The organism is Methylobacterium sp. Leaf125 (assembly GCF_001423085.1).
Classification (GTDB): Bacteria; Pseudomonadota; Alphaproteobacteria; order Rhizobiales; family Beijerinckiaceae; genus Methylobacterium.
In genome coordinates, this window is record NZ_LMNU01000012.1 from 787,569 (window position 1) to 810,856 (window position 23,288).

The 23,288-nt window shown below is 69.3% G+C and carries 19 protein-coding genes and 1 pseudogene; 10 read left to right on the forward strand and 10 right to left on the reverse strand.

Features of this window, described 5'->3' with window-relative positions; genetic code table 11:
- Positions 1-16 precede the first annotated feature (16 nt).
- Together ASF58_RS14725 and ASF58_RS14730 are read right to left on the reverse strand one after the other, a co-directional pair.
- A complete protein-coding gene (locus ASF58_RS14725; protein WP_055953499.1) occupies positions 17-979 on the reverse strand; it encodes an ABC transporter substrate-binding protein in 963 nt (320 codons plus the stop codon).
- Positions 979-2,082 (reverse strand): LLM class flavin-dependent oxidoreductase, encoded by a 1,104-nt coding sequence (locus tag ASF58_RS14730; RefSeq protein WP_055953502.1) that lies wholly within the window; start codon positions 2,080-2,082, stop codon positions 979-981. The genes ASF58_RS14725 and ASF58_RS14730 overlap by 1 nt, the downstream gene beginning before the upstream one ends.
- Before the next feature lie 313 nt (positions 2,083-2,395).
- Between ASF58_RS14730 and ASF58_RS14735 the strand changes: the two genes are divergently transcribed.
- The gene (locus ASF58_RS14735; protein ID WP_055953505.1) at positions 2,396-3,781 is read left to right on the forward strand and encodes an FAD/NAD(P)-binding protein; all 1,386 of its coding nucleotides are present in this window, start codon (positions 2,396-2,398) and stop codon (positions 3,779-3,781) included.
- A gap of 261 nt (positions 3,782-4,042) precedes the next feature.
- A complete protein-coding gene (locus tag ASF58_RS14740) occupies positions 4,043-4,312 on the forward strand; it encodes a hypothetical protein (RefSeq protein WP_200930200.1) in 270 nt (89 codons plus the stop codon).
- Positions 4,313-4,342: 30 nt separating this feature from the next.
- Here the strand turns inward: ASF58_RS14740 and ASF58_RS14745 are convergent, their stop codons facing one another.
- Together ASF58_RS14745 and ASF58_RS14750 are read right to left on the reverse strand one after the other, a co-directional pair.
- Positions 4,343-7,000, reverse strand: a complete 2,658-nt coding sequence (locus tag ASF58_RS14745; protein WP_055953508.1) for a glucosidase — start codon at positions 6,998-7,000, stop codon at positions 4,343-4,345.
- A 313-nt stretch (positions 7,001-7,313) separates the two neighbouring features.
- Positions 7,314-7,934, reverse strand: coding sequence for a pyridoxamine 5'-phosphate oxidase family protein (locus ASF58_RS14750; protein ID WP_055953511.1), 621 nt, complete (start codon positions 7,932-7,934; stop codon positions 7,314-7,316).
- Positions 7,935-8,174: 240 nt separating this feature from the next.
- Here ASF58_RS14750 and ASF58_RS14755 point away from each other — a divergent pair, with 240 nt between their 5' ends.
- Positions 8,175-8,588, forward strand: coding sequence for a DUF1236 domain-containing protein (locus ASF58_RS14755; RefSeq protein ID WP_055953514.1), 414 nt, complete (start codon positions 8,175-8,177; stop codon positions 8,586-8,588).
- 148 nt (positions 8,589-8,736) lie between these two features.
- Positions 8,737-9,117, forward strand: a complete 381-nt coding sequence (locus tag ASF58_RS14760) for a hypothetical protein (protein ID WP_055953516.1) — start codon at positions 8,737-8,739, stop codon at positions 9,115-9,117.
- 197 nt (positions 9,118-9,314) lie between these two features.
- Here the strand turns inward: ASF58_RS14760 and ASF58_RS14765 are convergent, their stop codons facing one another.
- The 5 genes and pseudogenes from ASF58_RS14765 to ASF58_RS25035 form a co-directional block, all read right to left on the reverse strand.
- Positions 9,315-9,689 carry a hypothetical protein gene (locus tag ASF58_RS14765; protein ID WP_055953519.1) on the reverse strand — a complete coding sequence of 125 codons (375 nt, stop codon included), beginning with the start codon at positions 9,687-9,689 and terminating at the stop codon, positions 9,315-9,317.
- Positions 9,690-9,779: 90 nt separating this feature from the next.
- Positions 9,780-10,073: pseudogene (locus ASF58_RS14770) on the reverse strand (hypothetical protein); the annotation flags it as partial.
- A gap of 158 nt (positions 10,074-10,231) precedes the next feature.
- Entirely contained in the window at positions 10,232-10,753 is a 522-nt protein-coding gene (locus ASF58_RS14775; protein ID WP_055953880.1) for an Hsp20/alpha crystallin family protein, read from the reverse strand.
- A 134-nt stretch (positions 10,754-10,887) separates the two neighbouring features.
- Entirely contained in the window at positions 10,888-11,451 is a 564-nt protein-coding gene (locus ASF58_RS14780) for an Hsp20 family protein (protein WP_055953522.1), read from the reverse strand.
- A gap of 345 nt (positions 11,452-11,796) precedes the next feature.
- Positions 11,797-12,690 (reverse strand): class I SAM-dependent methyltransferase, encoded by an 894-nt coding sequence (locus ASF58_RS25035; RefSeq protein WP_082513069.1) that lies wholly within the window; start codon positions 12,688-12,690, stop codon positions 11,797-11,799.
- A 646-nt stretch (positions 12,691-13,336) separates the two neighbouring features.
- Here ASF58_RS25035 and ASF58_RS14785 point away from each other — a divergent pair.
- Positions 13,337-14,215 (forward strand): LysR substrate-binding domain-containing protein, encoded by an 879-nt coding sequence (locus ASF58_RS14785; RefSeq protein ID WP_055953525.1) that lies wholly within the window; start codon positions 13,337-13,339, stop codon positions 14,213-14,215.
- An 82-nt stretch (positions 14,216-14,297) separates the two neighbouring features.
- A complete protein-coding gene (locus tag ASF58_RS14790) occupies positions 14,298-15,194 on the forward strand; it encodes a 2-dehydropantoate 2-reductase (protein ID WP_055953528.1) in 897 nt (298 codons plus the stop codon).
- A gap of 53 nt (positions 15,195-15,247) precedes the next feature.
- Here ASF58_RS14790 and ASF58_RS14795 read toward each other — a convergent pair whose 3' ends face one another.
- Positions 15,248-16,345: a hypothetical protein gene (locus ASF58_RS14795; protein WP_055953530.1), complete on the reverse strand. Its 1,098-nt coding sequence runs from the start codon at positions 16,343-16,345 to the stop codon at positions 15,248-15,250.
- Between the two features lie 394 nt (positions 16,346-16,739).
- Between ASF58_RS14795 and ASF58_RS14800 the strand changes: the two genes are divergently transcribed.
- The 4 genes from ASF58_RS14800 (at position 16,740) to ASF58_RS14815 (ending at position 23,168) form a co-directional block, all read left to right on the forward strand.
- Complete coding sequence (locus tag ASF58_RS14800) at positions 16,740-20,294, forward strand: rhamnan synthesis F family protein (protein ID WP_055953533.1); 3,555 nt, start codon at positions 16,740-16,742, stop codon at positions 20,292-20,294.
- 188 nt (positions 20,295-20,482) lie between these two features.
- Positions 20,483-21,430, forward strand: coding sequence for a GDP-L-fucose synthase (locus ASF58_RS14805; protein WP_055953536.1), 948 nt, complete (start codon positions 20,483-20,485; stop codon positions 21,428-21,430).
- 79 nt (positions 21,431-21,509) lie between these two features.
- Positions 21,510-22,556 carry a GDP-mannose 4,6-dehydratase gene (gmd, locus tag ASF58_RS14810; protein ID WP_055953541.1) on the forward strand — a complete coding sequence of 349 codons (1,047 nt, stop codon included), beginning with the start codon at positions 21,510-21,512 and terminating at the stop codon, positions 22,554-22,556.
- 87 nt (positions 22,557-22,643) lie between these two features.
- Positions 22,644-23,168, forward strand: a complete 525-nt coding sequence (locus ASF58_RS14815; RefSeq protein ID WP_156375684.1) for an NAD(P)-dependent oxidoreductase — start codon at positions 22,644-22,646, stop codon at positions 23,166-23,168.
- The last annotated feature ends 120 nt before the right edge of the window (positions 23,169-23,288 follow it).

The window sequence follows — 23,288 nt, forward strand, 5'->3', positions numbered from 1 at the left end:
TGCTGGGGGTCGCGGCTCATCGTACCGCAGCGGGCGCCGGTTCGAAGCTGCGATCGAGGATCGCCGCGGCGCTCGGGGCGCGGGCCTGCGGGATCAGCCCGGACCGGACGTAGAGGTCGATGGTGCGCTGCTCGTCGGCGATGACGGCCGCGTCGATCGGCACGGCCCGGTACTGCGCCCGCGCGAACCAGCGCAGGGGCACCGCCTCGGGCAGGCCGATGAGCTTCGACCAGATTGCGGCGTAGGGCGCGGGGTCCTTCAGGGCCCAGTCCCGGGCCGCCACGAGGCGCCGGCCGAAATCGGCGAGCTGCGCCCGCTTGGTCTTCAGGGCCGCGTCGCTCGCCACCGCGAAGCTCAGGCCCGGGGTGATGCCGTTGCCGTCCCGGACCACCCGGGCGAGGCCGGCGAGCTCGGCGGAAGAGGTGTAAGGCTCCCAGGTCGCCCAGGCGTCGACGCTGCCGCTGGCCAGAGCGATCTTGGCATCCGCGGGCGGCAGGAAGCGCAGGGTCATGGCACTCGTCGGCAGGCCTGCCTCCTCCAGGGCCGCGAGCACGACCTGATGGCCGATGGAGCCGCGGTTGGTGGCGATGCTTTTCCCCTTCAGGTCGCCCACGGACCGGATCGGCGACTCCTTCGCCACCAGGATGGCGAGGCCGTCCTGCCGGTTGCGGAAGGCGAGGTACGCCTTCACCGGCACTCCGGCGGCGGCCGCGAAGGTGAAGGGCGCGTCGCCCACCCCGCCGGCATCGATCGCCCCGGCATTGAGCGCCTCCAGCAGCGGGGCCGCGGCGGGAAACTCGCTCCAGTCGAGGCGGTAGGGCAGGTCGGCCAGCACGCCGGCCGCCTCCATCAGCGCCCGGGCGTTGCCGCGCTGGTCGCCGACACGCAGCACCGTGCCGTCGGCACGCGGCACGGCGTCGTCGGCGCGGGCGAGACCCGCGAGGGCCAGAAACGCGAGGACTGCGAGGGGGATACGCATCACGCCGCCTCCGCCCGGGCGCCACGTCGGGCGAGCAGCCGGCGGAAGGCCGGGATCAGGTCGCGGCCATACGCGAGGGCGTCCGTCAGCGGGTCGAAGCCGCGGATCAGGAAGGTGCGCACGCCGAGCGCGTGATAGGCCAGCAGCGCCTCGGCGACCTGCTCGGGCGTGCCCACCAGGGCGGTGGAGTTGCCGGACGCCCCGGTCTCCCGCGCGATGGCGGTGTAGAGCCGGGCGTCGAGGCGCGTCCCTTCGGCCGCCGCCGCCAGCAACCGGCGCGAGCCCTCGTTCTGCGGAGCCGCGGCGGGGCCGAGCCCCTGCGCGGCGCGGGTGGCACGGGTCCGGGCCAGGATGTCCTCCGCCCGCGCCCAGGCGGCGTCCTCCGTCTCGGCCAGGATCGGCCGGAACGACAGGCTGAAGCGCGGGTGCCGTCCGTAGGGCGCCGCCGCGGCGCGAACCTTGGCGATCGCCTCGCGGACCTGGTCCAGGCTCTCGCCCCAGAGGGCGTAGGTGTCGGCGTGGCGGCCCGCCACCGCGATGGCCGCCGGCGAGGCCCCGCCGAAATAGACCGGGATGCCGCGCGGATCGACCGGCTTCACCTCGGAGAATCCACCCGCGACCCGGTAATGCGCCCCGGCGAAGTCGAAGGGGCGCGCGGCGGTCCAGGCCTGCCGGGCGATGGTCAGGAACTCGTCGGTGCGGGCGTAGCGCTGGTCCTTGGTGAGGTGGTCGCCGTCCCGGGCGAGCTCGCGGTCGTCGCCGCCGCTGATCGCATGGAGCGCGACGCGGCCGCCGGTGAGCTGGTCGAGGGTCGCGAACTGGCGCGCCGCCACGGTGGGGGCGGTGAAGCCGGTGCGATGGGCGATCATCACGCCGATGCGCTCGGTCACCGCCGCGATCTGCGCCGCGAGCAGGAGCGCGTCCGGCGCGGTGGCGTAGAAGGCCACCAGGATGCGGTCGAACCCGCCCCATTCCTGCGCCTGGGCCAGGAGGCGCAGGTAGTCGCGGTCGATGGCCGGGCCGGTGGGCGCATGGATCTCCGACTGTTCGCGGGGGGCGGCGAAGCCGATGAACTCGACGGCGTCCGGATCGAGGAAGCTCATGACGGCCCTCTCAGGGGTGGGTGTCGGCGGCGGGCGAAGGGGTCCGGCACGGTCGTGGCGCCCCCCCTGCATCGTCCCGATCACCGCGGCGCGAGTCAACGAGAACGTTCTCTTTAAAGAACGATGTACGGGAGGAAAGCGTCCCCCTTCGTCCCGTGATCTTGGAATATTGCGTGTGAGTAGGGGATATACACTCAAATCGGGGGGCGATCACGGTGCCGGTCCCCGTCTCACGGGCCTTCGATCCGCGGCTTGTTCTCTTTAAAGAACCTTCGTAAGACCCTGGCGCCCAGCAGCTTCGGGAGCCCCCACCATGTCCTCGACCCACGGGCCACGTCCCATCGCGATCATCGGCGGCGGTTTCAGCGGCCTGATGGCGGCGGAGCAGCTGCTGCGCGCCCTGCCGGCGGATCGTGCGGTGCTGCTCTGCGAGCGCAGCCGCCCCTTCGGCCTCGGGCTCGCCTACGCCACCACCAACCCGGAGCATCTGCTGAATCTCCGGGCGAGCCAGATGAGCGCCGATTCCGAGCGGCCCGAGGACTTCGCGGATTGGCTGGCGCGCACGCCCTTCGGCACAGAGGAGCGGCGGGGGATCCGCGAGACCGAGGCCGGCACCTTCGCGGCGCGCGGGCTCTACGGCCGCTACCTGGCGGAGCGCTGGGCCCGCGTGTTGGCGAGCGCCGGCGACCGGCTGGTCCCGCTTTCGGCGGCGATCGTCGACGTGGAGCCGGTGTCGGAGGGCTTCGTCCTGCACGGGGCGGGCGTTCCGCCTCGACCGGTGGCGGGCCTGGTCCTGGCGATGGGCAACCTTCCGGGTCCGACGGTCGTGCCGAGCCGGTACCGGCTCGATCCGTGGCGTCCGGAAGCGTTCGGCGCCCTCGATCCGGCGCGCGACGTCCTGGTGATCGGCACCGGCCTGACCATGATGGATTCGGTGGCGGCCCTGCGCCGGGAAGGGTTCACCGGCCGCATCGTCGCCGTGTCCCGCCGGGGGCTGCTGCCGAAGCCCCACGCGGCCGTCCCGGCAGGCCGGCGCCCCGAGTTCACCCCCGAGATCCGCGCTTCCGCCCGCCAACTCGTCGCCGCCGTCCGGCGCAGGATCGCGGCGGCCCGGGAGGACGGCGACGATTGGCGCGGAGTCATCGACGCCCTGCGGCCGATCACCGACGCGCTCTGGGCCGGGCTGCCGCGGGCCGAGCAGGCCAGGATGCTGCGCCATGTCCGCCCCTACTGGGACGTGCACCGCCACCGCACGGCCCCCCCGGCGGCGGAGGCCATCGCGGCCGAGATCCGGCGCGGCGGCCTCGTGGTCCGGGCCGGGCGCATCCTGGCCATCGACGCGGCGCCGGACCGGGCGGTGGTGACGCTGCGCCCGCGCGGCACCGACCGGCGCGAGCGGATCGAGGCGCAGGGCATCCTCGACGCCACCGGCTTCAGCCGGCTCGCCGAGACCGACGATCCGCTGCTCCGCACCCTGCTGGCCCGCGGCCTCGTCCGGCCCGGCCCGTTCGGCCTCGGGATCGCAGCGAGCCCCGGCGGCACGGTCGTGGGTCCGCCGCACCACGCTCCGATCTGGGCCTTCGGGCCGATGCTGCGCGGCGTGGTCTGGGAATGCATCGCGGTGCCGGATATCCGCGACGCGGCCCGTCACCTCGCTCGCGCGGTGGCCGACGAGCTCGGCCACCGCCGGGCCGCCTGAGCCTTCCGCCGAACCAGCCTTCGGTGCGACGCCGCTCTCCGGCGCGCCGGATCTTTGGAAGCACATTCCCGGGCGATGCAGCTATCGTCCTCTGCATCGGCGGCACGGGCACGCCGACGACCGGAGCCGACGCCATGAGCCAGCCGATGCAGCTTCACCGCCGCCTTGCCCGCCAAGGCGCCCGCCACCCCGCCCCCTGTCGCCGCTGCGTAGGACGCGACGCGACGCAGACAGGGCAACACTTCGGCGGAGATGACGACCATGAGCGTTCACACCACAGCCTTTGAGCCGACCGGACCGGCAAACCCCGCGATCCTGGCCGGACCGCGCGACCTGCGGCGAAGCTACGGCCGGGCGGCGGCCGCCGCGGCGATCGAGAACGGGCTCCTGCCGCACGAACTCGCGGAGGTCCTGGCCGGCCGCAGCGTGGTCGAGGCCTTCCCGGTCACCTGGCGCGAGAGCGTCACGGACTATGCCGACCGGGCCGTCGCCGAGATGATGGTGGCCTATCTGAGCCAACCCATCGCCTGACGGATCGCCTCCCGACCGCGCGCCGGCATCCTACTCCGCCGGCCTCCGGGCACGGGTGTGCAGCAGGTTGAGGATCAGCGCGGTCCAGCCCGTCTGGTGCGAGGCGCCGAGGCCGCGGCCCGTGTCGCCGTCGAAGAACTCGTGGAACAGCAGGGCCTCCTCGGCGCCGGGGGCCGGCGGGATCGGGGGCCGGTCGCCGAAGGCCGGGCGGCGGCCGTCCGCATCCTTGGTGAACAGGGCGATCAGCCGGTCCTCCAGGGCGTCCGCGATGGCGGCCAGGGTCCGGTGGTCGCCGGAACCGGTGGGGTACTCCACCAGGAAGTCGTCGCCGTAATAGGTATGGAAGCGGCGCAGGGCCTCGATGATGAGGTAGTTCATCGGCATCCAGACCGGCCCGCGCCAGTTCGAGTTGCCGCCGAACATGTTCGAGGTGGAATCGGCCGGATCGTAGCGCACCGTGAAGGAGGCGCCGAACTCGTTCAGCGCGTAGGGCTGGTCGCGGTGCGCCTTCGACAGGGAGCGGATGCCGTGGGCCGAGAGGAACTCGGCCTCGTCGAGCATGCGGCGCAGGAGCGCCTTCATCCGGTGGCCGCGCAGCAGCGACAGCAGCTTGCGGTCCTGCACGCCGCCCTCGTCCCAGCGGGAGACGAGGCAGGCGAGGTGCGGGCGGTGCTCGAGGAGCCAGTTCAGGCGCCGGGCGAAGTCGGGCAGGCGCTGCAGCACCCAGGGCTCGATCACCTCGACGGCGAAGAGCGGCACCAGGCCGACCACCGAGCGGACCCGCAAGGGCAGCATGCCGCCGCCCGGAATGTCGACCTCGTCGTAGTAGAACTCGTCCTCCTCGTCCCAGAGGCCGAAGCCCTCGCCGCCCATGTCGGTCATCGCCTCGGCGATGAGCAGGAAGTGCTCGAAGAACTTCGAGGCGGTGCTCTCGTAGACGTCGTTGTGGAGCGCCAGCTCCAGGGCGATGCGCATCATGTTGAGGGCGTACATCGCCATCCAGGCGGTGCCGTCGGCCTGGTGGATGCGGCCGAAGCCCGGCGGCGGGCGCGAGCGGTCGAACACCCCGACATTGTCGAGGCCGAGGAAGCCGCCCTGGAAGACGTTGCGGCCCTCCGCGTCCTTGCGGTTCACCCACCAGGTGAAGTTGATGAGGAGCTTGTGGAACACGCCCTCCAGGAAGGCGAGGTCGCCGCGCCCGCCGCGCCGGTCCCGGTCGATCTCGAACACCCGGTAGGTGGCCCAGGCATGGACCGGCGGGTTGGCGTCGCCGAACTCCCACTCGTAGGCCGGCAGCTGCCCGTTCGGGTGCATGTACCATTCGCGCGTCAGGAGCAGGAGCTGCTTCTTGGCGAAGTCCGGATCGAGCAGCGCCAGGGGCAGGCAGTGGAAGGCCAGGTCCCAGGCGGCGAACCAGGGATATTCCCACTTGTCCGGCATCGAGAGCACGTCCGCTCCGGCGAAGTGGCGCCAGTGCACGTTGCGGCCGCCGTCGCGCTCCTTGGGCGGTTCCGGCTGGAGCGGGTCGCCCTTGAGCCAGAGCCGGACGTCGTAGGCATAGAGCTGCTTCGACCAGATCAGGCCGGCGGCGGCCTGCCGGTAGATGGCGCGGGAATCGGCATCGCCGATGCCGTCCTGCAGCGCCTCGTAGAAGGCATCCGCCTCCGCGATCCGGCGATGGACGATGGTGCCCTCGCGGTCGACGGGGCGCAGGCGCGGGCCGGCCGAGAGGCGCAGGGTGACCCGGGTGGTCTCGCCCGGCTCGAGCTGGCGGAAGTAGTGCAGCCCGAGCTTGGTGCCGGCGTCGCGGCGCACGGCCCCGTCGTCGCCGTCGACGATCGCCGCGTGCAGGCCGTCCTTGAACGGGCCCGGAGCGTCGGGCTCCCAGCCGTGCAGGCGCAGGTTGGTGTCGTTCTCGCAGAACAGCGGGTCGGGATAGCCGTCGAAGCTGAGGCGGTAGAGCCCGAGGCGGGGATGCTCGCAAGCGATGCCGCCGTCGGGGCGTAGGGCGAGGGCCGGGCGCCGGTGCGCCGCCGTCTCGCTCCAGGACCAGGTGTTGCGGAACCAGAGCTGCGGGATCAGGTGCAGGTCCGCCGTCTCGGGCCCGCGATTGACCGCCGTGATCACCACGTGGATGTCCTCGACGTCCTCCTTGGCGTATTCCACCGTGACGTCGAAGAAGCGGTTCTCGGCGAACAGCCCGGTCTCCTCGATCTCGTATTCCGGCTGGTCGCGGCCGCGCTGCAGTCCCTCGCGCACGAGGTCGTCGTAGGGGTAGGCCCCCTGTGGGTAGCGGTAGAGGAACTTCAGGTAGGCGTGGCTCGGGACCGCATCGAGGTAGTGGTAGACCTCCTTGACGTCCTCGCCGTGGTTGCCCTCCTCGTTGGCGAGGCCGAACAGGCGCTCCTTGAGGATGTGGTCCCGCCCGTTCCAGAGGGCGAGGGCGAGGCACATCTGACCGCGCTCGTCGCAGAGCCCGGCGAGGCCGTCCTCGCCCCAGCGATAGGCCCGCGAGCGCGCCTCGTCGTGCGGCAGCGAGCGCCAGGCATTGCCGTCCCGGCTGTAATCCTCCCGCACCGTGCCCCACTGGCGCTCGCTGAGATACGGCCCCCAGAGGGACCAGGGCCGCTCGCCGCGCCCCTGCTCGGCGATGCGGCGGCGCTCCGCCCAGCCGTCGAGCTCGCTCATGCCGGCCTCCCGGCGCCGGGCGACCGGCGCGCCGTCGCCATCCCGGTCCGGGGCGGGGCAGGGCGGGTGGACGGTTCGGCGGCGCGGTGGGGCGGGGGGAGGGCGATCATCAGGTCCGGGGGACTTTAGGGCGAGGGACTTCGGGGCGAGGGACTTTAGGGCGAGGGACTTCGGGGCGAGGGACTTCGGGGCGAGGGACTTCAGGACACGGGACTTCGAGACGGAGCGCGGCTCTGATGCATCATCAGCGCCAAGCCGGCCAGGCGCGGTGCGGATTCACATCCGCGGGGCCCGGCGGACCCCTGCCCGGCGGTCACCACATCGTCTGCCGCGCCCGCTCGGCCCAGGCCGCATCGTAGGCGTCGCCGCCGACCCGGCCCTCGCTGAGCCCGGCCAGGATCCGCCCGGGCGTCGGCAGGGTCTTCGGGTCGACGTGGCTGTCCGCGCGCCACAGGCCCGAGCGAATGAGGGCGCGCGCGCACTGGAAGTAGACCTCGCCCACGGTGATCACGAGGGCGGTGCGCGGCGCCTTGCCGTCGACCGCGAAGCTGGCGAGCAGAGCCGGATCGTCCTCGACCACGGCCCGGCCGTTGACCCGCAAGGCGTTGCCGACGCCCGGGATGAGGACCATCAGCCCGACCCGCGGGTCGCGCACGACGTTGCGCAGGCTGTCGATCCGGTTGTTGCCGCGCCGGTCCGGCAGGATCAGGGTGCGGGGATCGGCGACGCGGACGAAGCCCGGGACATCGCCGCGCGGCGAGCAGTCCAGCCCCTCCGGGCCGACGGTCGCCAGGGCGACGAAGGGCGCGACCGCGATGAAGCGCCCGTAATCCGGGGTGATGTGGTCGGTGACCTTGGTCGTCGAGGCCTCCCCGACGGCGCCGAGGTCTCCGTAGATGCGCTCCAGCGCTTCGATCGTCTCGACGGCCGCCATCGCTCTTCGTGTCCCTGCCTGGTGATCGGGTGGCGCGCGCGTCGGGAGACCTGCGCCGCCAGCCTCGTCGCAGGCCGGCGGCGTCGCCGAGCCGTGCCGGCTTCCTCATGGATCCGACTCGTGACGCCCCTGTGTCCGGCGCGACACGGGTCCGCCTTGTCGGTCGCGTCGTGGGCACCGGACGCGGCGGGCCGCGTTGCCCGCTCGCAGCCGCATCCATCCGCACCGGAGACCCGCCCCATGACCCTCAAGATCCTCGCCGCCGCCTCAGCCCTCGTCCTGGCGAGCCTCAGTCCGGTCCAGGCGCAAGGCCTCGTCCAGGGCGCGCAGGAAGGGGCCGCGCGGGGCGAGTTGGCGGCCGGCCCCCTCGGCGCGGTGGTGGGCGGCGCGATCGGCGCCGCCGTCGGCACGGCCAACGGCATCCTGGGGGTCGACCGGCGCGAGCGCTTCCGGATCTACGCCAGCGCCGAGCGTCGCCCGTCCTACGCCTACCCGGGCGCCGTCCGGGTCGGCGCGGTGCTGCCCGAGGATGGGGTGGTCTACTACGACGTTCCCTCCGAATTCGCACTGAAGGGCTACAACTACACCATCGTCAACGACCATCCGGTGCTGGTCGAGCCGGGCACCCGGCGGGTGGTCGAGGTGATCGATTGAAGCGGGTCTTCGATTGAAGCAGGTCTTCGACTGAAGCGGGTCTTCGACTGATCGCGCCGGAGCGAGTCGGCCAAATGCCGCCCCTTCGCGTTACCGGGCATGGCCGCCCTCCTTGCGGCCCTGTTCGATGACGAAAGGATGAGCGAGCATGAGACAGATCACATGGGCCGGCCTCGCCGCGGCCGGACTCGTCTCCAGGACGCTCCTGGGCCCCTCGGCCGCCCGGGCCGCCGATTACGGTTACGACGCCTACGAGGCGCCCGAGACGGTGGTGACCCGCCGCACGATCGTGGAGCGGCGCATCGTCGTCCCGCCCCGCGAGGTCGTCCGGGAGGTCGTGGTCGAGCGCCCCGTGGTGCCGCCGCGCCGGATCGTCCGCGAGGTGATCGAGGAGCCGCCGGTGGTGTATCGGCCGCGGCCCGTGGTCCGCGACGTGGTGGTGGAGCGGGACGGCTTCTACGGCCCGCGCCGCTTCGGCCCGCGTCCGGTGGGCTACGGCTACGGACCGGCCTACGACCCCTACGACTAGGCGCCCCGCCGCCGGCCCCGCGGGCCGGCGGCGCAGCCCGCGACGCGGCCCGGCCCCGGTCGCGTCTCCCGGCTGTCCTTGGGGTCCTGCCCGTCCAGGCGCCCATCGTGGCCCCGGGCGGCCAGGGCCGCGGCAAGGCCCGGGAGGGTCGGCGGGCCGGCCCGCCGCGTTCAGGCGACGTGGCGGTTCCACGCCCGTCACGCGCCGAGCGGGGCCGCGGCCCGCACCGCGACGCTGGCGGCGAGGAGCACCAGCGCCACATCCCAAGCGGTCACATTCCAAGCGGACACATCCCAGCCCGTCGCGCGGCGGGGATCGCCGCCTGCATCGTCCTCGGTGATCGCCACGGCGAGCCAAAGGTAGCCGGCGCTCGCCAGGAGCCCGGTCAGGATCGCTCCCGCCGGAATGGGCCCGGCCGGCCACACTTGCAGGAGCGCAGCGAGCCCGACGCAGAGGCCCGTGGTCGCGGCCCCGTCGACGAGGCGCGTCGCCTCGGCGCCCGAGCGGGGCGGGCCGGCCCGCCGCGACCGATCCGGGCGATGGCGCCGGGTCTTGCGCGGAAAGGTCTGCATCTCGCACCTCCGCCCTCAGTTCAGGCCGTCCGCCCGTGCAACCTCGCCCGCGAGGCCGTCACGGACGCAAGCCCCCGTCACCGGCCCCGCGTCCAGGGCCTGGAGCGCGGCCAGCACCGCGTCGAGGGGCACCGGCTCGGCCCGGCAGCCTTCGAGGCAGCGCAGGGCCGGACAGGACTCGACGGCACGTGAATCCGAGGCCCAGGAGGCCAGGATGGCGCGCTTCTCGGCGAGCGACAGGCCCGGATAGGTCAGCACTTCGCGCGGGTGCCGGAAGACGTCGCCCGGCGCGACGAAGGCCTCGAAGGGATCGACGGCCGCCGCCCGCAGGGTCGCCGAAGCCAACGGCCCCAGGCGCTCGATGGTCGTGTCCGACAGCTGCATGACATCCTCTCGGTGAGCAAGGGTCTCTCGGTGAGCAAGGGCTTTTCGGTGAGCAGAGGTCTTTCGGGGAACCGGGATTTTTCCGGAAGTGCCGGATCGGCGGGCGCGACCCGAGCGTGCGCGCCCGCCGCGTCAGGCCCCCCGGGCTCGGGCGCCGCTCAATGGGCCGTCCCGGTCTGCGCGCCGCCGGTGATCGCGATGCGGCGCGCCGAGGCCGGGACCTGGGCCGAGCGGGGCAGCGTCACGCTGAGCATGCCGTGCCGGAAGGTGGCTTCCGCCTTGTCCGCCGCGACCGCGAAGGGCAGCGCGATCGTCCGCTCGAAGCGGCCGTCGGTGCGCTCCGTGTAGCCGCGGGCCGCGTCGCTCGTCTCCGAGCGCTTCTCGCCGCGCAGGGTGAGGACACCGTCCTCGATCAGCACCTCGACATCCTTCGCGTCCAGACCCGGCAGCTCGGCCGAGACCCGCAGGCCCTCGTCCGTCTCGACGTCGTCGACGCTGGGCCAGCCGACGCCGCCTCGGCCGAGGGTGGATGCGCCGTTCAGGCCGCTGAAGACGTCGTCGAACAGGCGGTTCATCTCGCGGTGGTGGGTCAGGACGGGGCTCAGCGGCTCGGTCCGCATCGGGCCCGGCCCGGCGGCGCCCGCGTTGCGCGTCCAGGGAAGCAGATCTCTCACACTCATGGCTCGCTCCATCAGCATGGTTGACGTCCAAAATTTTTTCGCCGGCCCGGAGGTCGTCACGGCGCCCCGGGTCCACGGGGGATCCGATATCCGAACGGGGCCGAGTTCGGATTGCCCGGGGACCGGGCAGGGCATCAGGCGGCCTCGGGCTGTCCCCGGCCGCGAGCGCTGTCGCCTGTCCGTGCGCCTTCGGCGCTCCGCGCGCCGGGCTCCTGCGTTTCCCCCGGCTCGGCCTCCGCGATCCGGGCCGGCGCGTTGTCCTGTCCGACGGTGCCCTGGGCCCCGCCGATGGCGATGCGGCGCGGCTTGAGGGCCTCGGGAACCTCGCGCCTCAGGTCGACGGTAAGCAGCCCGTTCTCGAGCGACGCGCCGAGGACGGTGACGTGCTCGGCGAGGTTGAAGGTCTGGCGGAACGACCGAGACGCGATCCCGCGGTGGAGATACTGGCGCTCGCCCTCCGGACCCGTCGACCGCCCGGAGACCAGCAGGGTGGTGTCGTGCTGGACGAGGTCGATCTCGTCCGGCGTGAAGCCGGCGACCGCCATGGTGATGCGATAGCGGTCCTCGGCCGCCTTCTCGATGTTGTACGGCGGCCAGGCCGTCGAGGCCTCGACCCGCTCGGCCTGGGTCAGCAGGTCGAACAGCCGGTCGAAGCCGACCGAGGACCGGAACAGGGGTGACACATCGTAAGTCCTCATGACCACATCCTCCGTTGAGCAACGTGATGACGAGGGACGCCGGACCTGCAGGCCGACGCCCTGATCGCGGGCCATCGAGCCCCGCACGCGCGTAACGTCGTCGCTTGCGTGCGGTTCCGAAAGGAAGTCAGTTTTTCGGAGTGGAAAGACCGGACGCCCCTGTCATGCGGCGTGCCAGAACAACGGCCGATATCGGCGCAAATTTCAGATGCCGCCACGGAAGCAAGGTCGGTACGCTTGGCATGCGAACCGGCGCGTGCCCTTGTGATGTCGTCGACCCTCGTTCGGTCTCCCTTTCGGTGAAATGCACCCCTCGCCGCGGGATGTGAAGGATGCAAGGGCGTTTTACATCGCAGCCAATTTGGAACTGCGTTGATGCCGCTCCAGCGCTGTCGTTATCGCAGTCAGGGCTGTCAACCGATCCTGTGGGCGATGTTCCTCGACATTGGCTGCTTTTCGAAGCCTGACGAAGAATTCAAACTGCCCTGGATAGGTCGGCAAGATGTCTTCCACCACGAAGGGAAACAGATCCAGCATTGTTGCTCCGTGCAGAAGAGCGGCTAGGCTCTTGGGCGTAAAGACCCAGCAGTGAGAGTCGCAATATCGGCTCTCATTCCTAATCGCTTTCGCTTGAGCCAATGCGAGGGGGAGGGCGATATCCCCCATGAACGGTGGGAGCGTCTCTGGATCGACCGGATTCGTCCAAATCGCGCCTGGATCAATGGCAACCATCAGCGCGCAGCTATCGAACATCTGCCGAACACTTGGAGCCGTGTAGTTCAGAAAATCAGCTTCGACCAACTCACCAATAGTGCTTTCATGCCGAAGGACGTCAAAGGTGTAGCGCCGGTCCGGAACAGCAAGATTGAAAACAGCTCCCGGCTTGAGCACCTCGTAGATTCCGCGAAACCATCCCAGAACGTTCGGAACGTGCTCTATGACATGGCTGGCAATTGCGTAGTCGAACCGTTCTGCACCTCCGACGATGTCAGCCAGCGAGCCACTCCCAGTCCATACGTGCGTGACGTCGACGATCCCCGCAACCCTCTCAGGCAAGTGAGCGTGCTGCGCCTTGAGAACATGTGTGGGGCCGTAATCTACAAACTCGATTTGACCTTCTTCAGGACGCACAATCGGATTGTTGAGCGCCCCAATTTCGATACCTCTATGTACATTTGGAATGACCCCACGTCGGAGTATTTCATCTCGAGTTTCTTGCGGTTGAAACCAACCCAACATGATTCAAACCCTCTATTTGATTAAATTTCCCAGAATTATCCCTATCCTGTCAATCGCCTAAATGACCCTCCAAGCGATGTTCGTAAAACTAATATTTCCGACCGAAGAAAGACAGAATACCACCCTGCTCGAGCTGTTCTCGACCTTTCGCTCGATCACACTGGTACCCCTGGAGAAGTCGTTCCGCGCCTCACGCAGTCATCACGCACAGGTCGCGGGCGGATAGGTCGGGTCGCGGCTCCCTGTCGACATGCTCACAACGAGGCGCACAGGACTGGAACTTGGGCGCAACGCCACCTTGTATGGGCGGACCGTCCTGGATGCCGGCGTGAGAGTGGAATTGGACGACCGAAGGTCGATCATGCAATTCTCTGAAAGCTCGCATGGGTCGACCCTCACAGATAGGTGCGACTTCAGCGCGTGATCGCCGATCAGCGTGACCACGATGCCGAACGCCACTCCGCACCCCTGCCCCAGCGTTGCCTCGCGACGAGGATGCACCCGCCCACGACGGCAAGGGCCGAACCTGCCGGTGTTCCGGTTCGCTCTCGGACCGACCCGCCGCACCACCGGCGCTGGTGCCGCGGTGCGGCGCATTCGACTTACTGATTGATCATCGCCTCTGCATCAGTTGAGCCACTGCACCATGCGCCATCCGGACCTTGAGATCGACCTGTTGCGGGCCTTCGTGGCCGTGGCCGAGACCGGCAGCTTCACCGCGGCGGCCGACGTGGTGCATCGCTCGCAATCCGCGGTCAGCCAGAAGGTGCTGCGCCTGGAGGAGATCCTCGGCAAGCGCGTCTTCGACCGGACCAGCCGCCGCCTCGGCCTCACCCGCGACGGCGAGCGCCTCCTGGTGTCCGCTCGGCAGATCCTGGAACTCAACGACGCGATGCTGCGCGCCTTCCGTGCCCCACCGGCCTCCGGGACCCTGCGCCTCGGCGTCTCGGAAGACTTCATCCCCGGGCAGTTGCCGAAGCTGCTGGCCCGGTTCGGCCGCCTGCATCCCGGCGTGCATATCGACCTGATGACGGGCCTGAGCTGCACCCTCCTGGAGGCCTACGACGCCGACCGGCTCGATGCGGTCATCGCCAAGCGCAGCGGCGCCGCCCCCCGCGGCCGGGTGATCTGGCGCGAGCCCCTGGTCTGGCTCGCGGCGGCCGACCACCAGCCGGATTTCAACCAGCCCGCACGCCTGGTGATGCTGGCCGCCCCCTGCAGCTACCGCGACCTGATGATCACGGCACTCGACTCGGTCCGCCGGGACTGGGTCGCCGCCTGCACGGCGAGCAGCCTGATGGGTGTCCAGGCGGCGGTGGCCGGCGGCCTCGGGGTCACCCTGCTCGGCCGCTCCTTCGTGCAGGAGGGTCTTCGGATCCTGCAGGCCCCCGAGCTCTGGCCCGCCCTGCCGATGACCGAGGTCACGGTGATCGGCGAGGATCGCGCGGGCGAACTCATGCGCCCCCTCATCACCTTCCTGACCGAGAGCCTCGCCGGCAGCGATGCGCTTGCGCTGGCGGCCTGAGACCGGGTTGGGACATCGGCTGGCCCTGGGCGTTGCCCTCCCTTAAGCCTCGGACCTGGATCACGCACAGGGAGACGACGGGATGAAGGTCGCCGTGATGGGGGCGGGGTCGGTCGGGTGCTATTACGGTGCCCTGCTGGCGCAGGCCGGGGCCATGGTCACCCTGGTCGGACGGGCGGTCCACGTGGACGCGATCCAGGCGCGCGGCCTGATCCTGGAGACCGCCACCGGGCAGGGCGCCGTGCGCCTGCGGGCCACGACCGAGGCGGCGGGAGTGGCCGGCGCCGACGTGGTGCTGTTCTGCGTCAAGTCCGGTGACACCGAAACGGTCGGCCGGACGATCGCCCCGTTCCTGACGCCCGACGCGGCGGTGCTGAGCTTCCAGAACGGCGTCGACAACCCCGAGCGGCTCCAGGCGGTGCTCGGCCGGCCGGTGGTGCCGGTGGCGGTCTACGTCGCGACCGGGATGCCGGGCCCCGGTCACGTCCGGCATTACGGCCGCGGCGATGTGGTGATGGGCCCGTTCCCCCGCAGCGCCGAGGTGGCTGCGCTCTTCGCGGCCGCCGGTATCCCGACGGAGGTCTCCGACCGGGCCCTCGACGCCCTCTGGGGCAAGCTGATCGTCAACTGCGCCTACAACGCCCTCTCGGCGATCACGCGGCTGCCCTACGGCCGGCTTCTCGCCGTGCCGGGCATCGACGCGGTGATGATGGACCTCGTGGCCGAATGCGTCGCCGTCGCGCAAGCCTCGGGCATCGCGGTGGCGTCCGACATCCTGAGCCAGGTCCTCGCCCTCGCGGCGACCATGCCGGACCAGGTCTCCTCCACCGCCCAGGATCTCGCACGGGGCCGGGCGAGCGAGATCGCCCACCTCAACGGGTTCATCCTGCGCAAAGGCCAGGCGGCCGGGATCGCCACGCCGGTCAATCAGGCGCTGACGGCGCTGGTTCGGGCGCTGGAGGGATCAGGTTTGTCCTGAGCCGAGCCCGTAGGACCGTTCGCCGAGCCTGGCCGAGGGCAGGCCGGACCGGTTCAGGCCGCCGGTGCGTGCTCGCCCAGCACGCGGCCGGACAAACCCGCATCGAAGTGCGCGGCCTGGGTCCGGAATTGCCCCGCGAGACTCGGGTCCTGCGCGGCGACCAAGCGGCTCGCGGCGGCATAGGCGATGGCGGAGACCTGCCGCACCCGCGTGGCGTCGCTGCGATCGATGAAGCCTAGGATTTCCTCGAGGCTCGCCGCGAGGTCCCAGCCCGTGTTCGTGAGGCGGGCCCCGCTGACCGTGGCGGCGCAGTGCGAGAAGAAGCTGACCGACGGCGCGAAGATCTGCCGAGCCTTCGAGAGCAGCAGCAGATCGGTCGCCGCGCGCTGGTTCTCGGTGAGGTCGAGGCCGATGCTCGACGCGACGCGGGCGCGTCCGTAGCGATTAGCGAAGCGCTGCACCACATCCGCGTCCTCCGTGCAGACCAGGATGTCGCCCAACTGGCGCGACGCGTCGATCTGCCGGAAGAAGGCCGCGAGCGGTGTATAGCGCTGCAGGACCTGGACCATCCCGTCGTTGACGAGATGCTCGAGGTCGGCGCGATTGACGACGTCGAGAATGTCGCCACGGCGGACATGGACAGCGGTGCAGGTGGGAAGGTCGATACGTCTGCCGATGCGCCCGACCGCCTCGAGGACCGCCGCGCTCCAGTTCACCGTCGCCCACGCAGCCGCGAGGGCGCTTCCGAGATCGATCTCGCTGGACATGAAGGTGATGAGCGGGCCCGGAAAATCGTAGAGCAGGTCCTCCGATTCCCCCAAGGCATCCCGCAGTTCGTCCGCGCTCAAACCGGCGAGCTGATCGATGGAATGGTACAGGCTTCGAAGCCTGACATCCGCGATCGCGTCGCTCCTCAGAATCACGCCGCGGAGGCCTGGATTCGTTTCGCGGAACAGGGTCCGATCGGCGAAGATGTCCAGGAGGAAATCCGGGTGCATCAGCCCGTAATCGGCATAGATGCTCGCGCCGCCCAGCGGAGCCCAGATCACCTTGAGCGGCAGGCCGAGATGTTCCGCCAGGATGCGGGCGTAGAGCGCCGAGAGCATGCGGGTGCCGAGGCCGTCGCCACGCGCTGTGTAGACTGCTTTCATCGGACGTCCATAACCTCGGAATCGGCGACAACCAAGGATCGAGACGCGTCGCGCCGGGAGCCGGCCTCACGACATCGACCGGGTCCGCGCAGCGGCGTCACGGCTGCCGGGCTCTGCACGACCGCGACGGCCTCAGTTGCCGAGTGAGATCCGTGGGGGCGGTGCCCGGTCCGGGACTGCGTTGCCGGGTGCCGAGGGGGGGTGCTATCAGGCCACCGGTCTGCGCAAAGGCCTCGGCGCGGATGCGGTCGGCCCCCTTTCGATTCGTTCGGTCCGAGGCGTCAGAGCCTCCGGTCTTCGACGGGCGCTGCGCCCGCATCTCATTTTGTACGGCAAGGTCTGGGATACGATGATTTTCTTGCGGAGGAGAAAATCTTTCCGACGACATGTCGGCATGATCCGCAAGAGTAATCTCTTCAATCGGACATTCTACAGGAAGAGCTACGGCATCGGGCGTCACATCAACGCCGAGAAGCACTTTCACACGATCGGCTGGAAGAAGGGCTTCAGGCCCTCACCGTTCTTCGATACGCAGTTCTACCTGAAATCCTATCACGACGTCCAAGAGATCGGGATCAATCCGCTAATCCACTACCTCCTGGATGGTGGCCCTGAACTGCGGCGTCCGACGGACGATTTCGATCCGAAGGCGTTCTACGCCGCTCACCCGACCCTCGATCTCAGCGCCAAGACTCCAGCTGAACATTGTGTCGCGCTCTATGGGAGCTACCGCTGGCGTCTTCGAGGGGAGGCGCCGCCGGCGACGTCAGCGGCGGCGGAGGCGACGTTCAAGTCGGTTTTCGATGCCGATTTCTACAGAAGCCACAATCCCGATGTCGTCGACGCGAACATCGATCCGCTTCAGCACTTCATCCATTTCGGGCAATTCGAGTCTCGCGATCCGTCGTCCGCGTTCGAGTCCTTCTACTATCATCGGACGTTCGCCGCGCTGGAAAGCCGTGGACGGAGCCTGATCGACACGTACCATGCGCAGGTTCAGCGGATCGTCCCGCAGACGGCAAGCGCCGAGTCGATCGCGGTCGGCCTGCGGCACCGCGCCACCGACACGACAGGGCCTGCGCTGCGCCTCTGCGTTCACGCGCACTGCTTCTACCCGGAGTTGATCAAGGAACTGATCCCGGGCTTCCACAACCTGCCGCCCGACGCCTTGATCGTCATCACGGCCGTTTCCGCGGCCGATGCGCAGTTCATCGCCCGCGCGATGGCCCGGCATGCCGTGACGCAGACGACCGAGGTCCGCGTGGTGCCGAATCGCGGCCGCGACATCGGCCCCTTCCTGGTGGGATGCCAGGACCTCTGGCGGGCCTGCGACGTCGTCCTGCATCTGCACACCAAGGTCAGCACCCACGTTTCCTGGGGCGAGGAGTGGCGCCACTACCTCTTCGACCAGACCCTGGGATCGAAGGCGCTGGTCGACTGGGTCCTGGAACGCTTCGCGGCGGACCCGACGCTGGGCTGCCTGTACCCGCGCAACTTCCACCGCATCCGGGAATACGTGAACGTCGAGCAGAACAGCGCGGCGATCGACGCCTTCCTCGCCGTGCTCGGACTCCCGGCCGGTGCCGGAGTCCAGCCGGACTACCCGGCCGGATCGATGGCCTGGTACCGCAGCGCAGGCCTGGCGACGCTCGCGGACGCCCTGACGACGCTCGACCGGTTCGAAGCCGAAGCGGATCAGGTCGACCTGACCTTCGCGCATGCCCTGGAACGCATCATGCCGCTGGTGGTGCGCGCCTCCGGCTACGCGGTGCGCAACTACATCACCGAACGCCGGGCCCGCCTGATTCCCGTCGCGGGACTTCCCGACCGGGAGAGCAGCACGTGCCCGCCCGCGACGCTCTGGTCCCGGGATACGCCGCGGATCGCGCGGCGGCCGCCGCGCCCGGTGGCGCCCGTCAGCCGGCTCTTCAACCCGGACGCCCTCGACGTGCACTGGATCGTTCCCTCCTTCGCCCAGGGCGGGGCCGGGGGACACATGACGATCTTCCGTCTCGTCGAGTGGCTCGAACGCTTCGGGCACCACCAGACCCTGTGGTTTCAGAATGCCGCGCATTTTCACGACCAGGCGCTGGCGAAGCGCCTGCTCCAGACCTGGTACCGGCCCATCGGACCGCGCGTTCATGTCCGCTTCCTACCGGACGACGTGCGGCAGATCTCGGCCGACGTCCTCATCGCCACGGATTGCTGGAGCGCTTATCCGGCCGCGCAGGTGCAGAACGTCAAGGACCGCTTCTACCTGATCCAGGACTTCGAGCCCTCCTTCCACGCGGCCGGGGACCTGAACCTGATCGCCGAGGCCACCTACGGTTTCGGGTTCGCCCATCTCTGCGCCGGAGCCTGGCTGCTGGACCGCATGCGGGCCCGCGGCGTCTGGGCCCGGGCCTGGGAGCTCTGTGCCGATCACACGGTCTATTCCGAGGGGGCGCCGCGGCCGCCTGTCGCCGCCCGGCCGATCCGGATCGCCTTCTACGCGCGGGAGCATACGCCGCGCCGGGCCGTCGCCCTCGGTTTCGCCGCGTTCGAAGCGTTGTCCGAGCGCGGATTCCCGTTCGAGGTCGCGCTGTTCGGCCAGGCGGACCTCGTGCTTCAGTATGCGTTTCCCCACGTCCAGCACGGCATCCTGACGCCGAAGGAACTTGCTGCGCTCTACCGCTCCTGCGACCTCGGCGTGGTCTTCTCGACGACGAACTACTCGCTGATCCCGCTGGAGATGATGGCCTGCGGCCTGCCCGTCATCGAGATCGACACCGAGAGCACCCGGGCGATCTTCAGGAACGACGAGGTCACCTTCGCAGGCCCGATGCCCTACGCGATCGCCGACGCGATCGAGCGCCTCGCCTCTGATCCGGATCGCCAGGCCCTGCAACGGGCCCGCGGTCTCGCCTTCACGCAGGCGACGTCCTGGGAGCGGAGCGCCCGCGCGCTGGAAGCCGCTCTGCTCGAGCGGCTCGGCGAGACCGGCTTCACCCCGGTCACCCTGAAAGCGTTCCCGGCACCCGCCGTGCTGACAGGCACGCGGGCCACGGTCTTCATCCCGACCTACAATGCCGGCCCGGATTTCACCCGTGTCCTCGACGCCCTCGCGGGCCAGGCCTGCGATTTCCCCTACGACGTGCTCGTCATCGACAGCGGCTCGACGGACGGCACCGCGGAGCGCGTGCGGGAGCGCGGCGGCCCCTTCCGGGTCGAGACGATCGACAAGGCCGCGTTCCAGCACGGGCGGACGCGCAATCTCGGGATCGCCCGATCGGAGGGCGATTACGTCGCGCTGCTGACCCAGGATGCCTGTCCGAAGGACGCGCACTGGCTGTCGGCCCTGATCGGCGGCTTCGCGCGGGGCTCGCGCGTCGCGGGCGTGATCGGCCGGCACGAGGCCTATCCTGACCACGATCCCTTCACGCGGCGCGACTTGCAGGAGATGTTCGACCGCCTCGCACTCCTGCCCGACGTGATCGATCGCGACGGCGGCCTGCCGAGCTTCCTGTACCCCGGCGGTCAGAGCTGGGGGATGACGATGCAGTTCTACTCGGACAACAACTCGGCCCTGTCCCGGGAAGCCTGGAAGATCCTGCCCTATCCCGACATCGCATGGGGCGAAGACCAAGTCTGGGCGGCGGAAGCGCTGCGGCTCGGCTTCCAGAAGGCCTATGTCGACGACGCGGTGGTCTACCACTCCCACGCCTTCGACGTGACGCAGCAGCATGCCGTCTCGGCGATCGAGGGGCGATTCTGGGCGGAGCGCTTCGGGATCGATCTGCACCCGGATCCGGAGGCGGCCATCGCCGCGATGAACGCGCGCGATCGCAGCTTCGCACTGCAGAACGCCATTCCAGACCGTGTTCTCTCAGAGAGATACCGGCTCAATCAAGCGATCGTGCAGGGACGTCGCGCTGGTCATGACACGGCTCACCGGTTAGGCGTTTCATGAAGCGGGTTTGACTCGTCATCGCTGGGATTGACCTGCCGGCGCTGGCGTTTCGTGTCTCGCAGCGATGAATAACAAGGGCGCGTGTTCCGGCAGGGTCTGCACGGTGCCCACCTGCCCGCGCCAAGTGGACTTCCGGGGCCGAGGTCGAGGCCTACTTTTCGAGACATCCTGAAGGATCCGGCTGACCGATGAACCCGACCTATGATCTTTCCGGCAAGCGCGTCCTCGTCGCGGGCCATCGAGGGATGGTCGGATCGGCCCTCGTGCGGCGGCTGGCCTCGGAGGACTGCACCGTCCTCACCCTTGGGCGGGACACGGTGGATCTGCGCCGGCAGGCCGCGGTCGAGGACTGGATGGCGGCGGAACGGCCACAAGCTCTCTTCCTGGCCGCCGCCAAGGTCGGCGGCATTGCCGCCAATGACAGCGCCCCGGCCGACTTCCTCTACGACAACCTCATGATCGAGGCGAACCTCATCCAGAGCGCCCACGCTGTGGGTGTCGAGAAGCTCCTGTTCCTCGGCTCCTCCTGCATCTACCCGAAGATGGCGCCCCAGCCGATGGCGGAGGACGCACTCCTCACCGGACCGCTTGAGCCGACCAACGAATGGTATGCCATCGCCAAGATCGCCGGGCTGAAGCTGTGCCAGGCCTATCGCCGCCAGCACGGAGCCGACTTCATCTCGGCGATGCCGACCAACCTCTACGGGCCGGCGGACAATTACGATCTCCAGGGCAGCCATGTGTTGCCGGCGCTCCTGCGCAAGGTGCACGAGGCCAAGCGCCATCACCTCCAGACCATCACGCTCTGGGGGACGGGCACGCCGTACCGCGAGTTCCTGCACGTGGATGATCTCGCCGACGCCTGCGTTCACCTGATGAAGGCGTATTCCGGCGAAGGGCCGATCAATGTCGGCTCCGGCCAGGAACTCACCATCCGCGAACTGGCCGAGACGATCGCCGAGGTCTTGGGCTGGCAGGGGCAGTTGCTCTTCGACGCCACGAAGCCGGACGGCACGCCGCGCAAGCGCCTCGACACCACCCGCCTGGAGGCTCTCGGCTGGCAGCCGCGGATCGACCTGCGCGCCGGGATCGCGGATGCCTACGCCTGGTTCCGCCACCATCATCCCGAGGCCTGACAGGGCCCCCACCGCGCGACCGCAAGGCTGCGGCGCGCCGGCAACCCCTCCATTCCCTGCGACCCCCTAGGAGCGACGCATGTCCACGACGCAGAAAACGGCTCTGATCACGGGCGTCACCGGACAGGATGGCGGCTATCTGGCGGCCCTGTTGCTCGAGAAGGGTTACATCGTCCACGGCATCAAGCGCCGGTCCTCGTCCTTCAACACCGGGCGGGTGGATCACCTCTACGAGGATCCCCGCTTCGCGCCGACCGACTTCCACATGCATTACGGCGAGCTGACCGATGCCACCAACCTGATCCGGATCATGCAGGAGACCCTGCCGGACGAGGTCTACAACCTTGGCGCCCAGAGCCACGTCCAGGTCAGCTTCGAGACCCCCGAATACACCGCCAATTCCGACGCCATCGGCACCCTGCGCCTCCTGGAGGCGATCCGGATCCTCGGCCTGAGCCAGAAGACGCGCTTCTACCAGGCCTCGACCTCCGAGCTCTACGGCAAGGTCCAGGAGGTGCCCCAGCGCGAGACCACGCCGTTCTATCCACGCAGCCCCTACGCGGTGGCCAAGCTCTACGCCTACTGGATCACGGTGAACTACCGCGAGGCCTACGGCATGCATGCCTCGAACGGCATCCTGTTCAACCACGAGAGCCCGACGCGCGGCGAGACCTTCGTCACCCGCAAGATCACCCGTGCGGTGGCGGCGATCGAGGCTGGACTGCAGCCTACGCTCTACCTCGGCAACCTCGACGCCATGCGCGACTGGGGGCATGCCCGCGACTACGTCGAGGGGATGTGGCGCATCCTGCAGCAGGAGGTGCCCGACGACTACGTGCTGGCCACCGGCGAGATGCATTCCGTGCGAGAGTTCGTCGAGCGCGCCTTCACCGTGGTCGGCCGGACGATTGCGTGGCAGGGGGAGGGGGTCGAGGAGCAGGGCCTCGACGCCAAGACCGGCCAAGTGCTCGTCAAGATCGACCCGGTCTACTTTCGACCGACGGAGGTCGACCAGCTGCTCGGCGATCCGACCAAGGCGCGCGAGAAGCTTGGATGGACGCACACCGTTCCATTTGCCGATCTCGTCGAGGAAATGGTGCGTGCCGATCTCGCCGCGATCCAGTGACGTCGATCACGACGCGCCCGGCAGCGGGACCCGCCCTCAGATCGGCGACGATTGGATCCGTGGCGCCGAAGCTGAAGAGACGGGCGAATGAAGATTGCCATGACCGGAGCCGGTGGTCGTATGGGCCGCACGCTCGTCGCAGCATTGAGTCGCAAGCATGATATAATCCTGCTCGACAAAGACGAGGGCTGCGATCTGTCCGATTGCGGTTCCGTTGACGCGGCCATTCATTTAGCCGTCGACTTTGCGGATGCGCAAGCATCGCTCGCGATGCTTGCTACCGCTCTGAAGTCAGCCGACACGACGCGCTTCGTCTATGCCAGTTCCGTGACGGTCGACCCGCATAGCGGGGTTGACGAAGCGGATAAGACCTATGTGCAAGCCAAGAAGGACGGCGAGGCGATGTGTTGTGATTGGCTGGCTGGCAAGGAAGGCCGGCGCGCGATCGCCCTTCGCTTCGGCCACTTTCACCCTGGTTCCGTCCCGCCGCACGAACACGAGGCGGTGCGCCTGACAGAAAAGGGCCTCGTCTACTGGGTCGAGCGCGCACTTTCCGACGAGCCGCAGGTATCCCGCCTCACGGTTTGGACGGCGACCGGGAGCGGCGGCTGACTCACTTTCCTTCGTGACGCGCGATGGGACAGCAGGCATCGCGCTCCGCCCCCCACGACCGAGGGGAGGGGCGTCATCAGTATCGTCCTAGGCCTATCCCAGCTTCACCGGCGCGTCTCG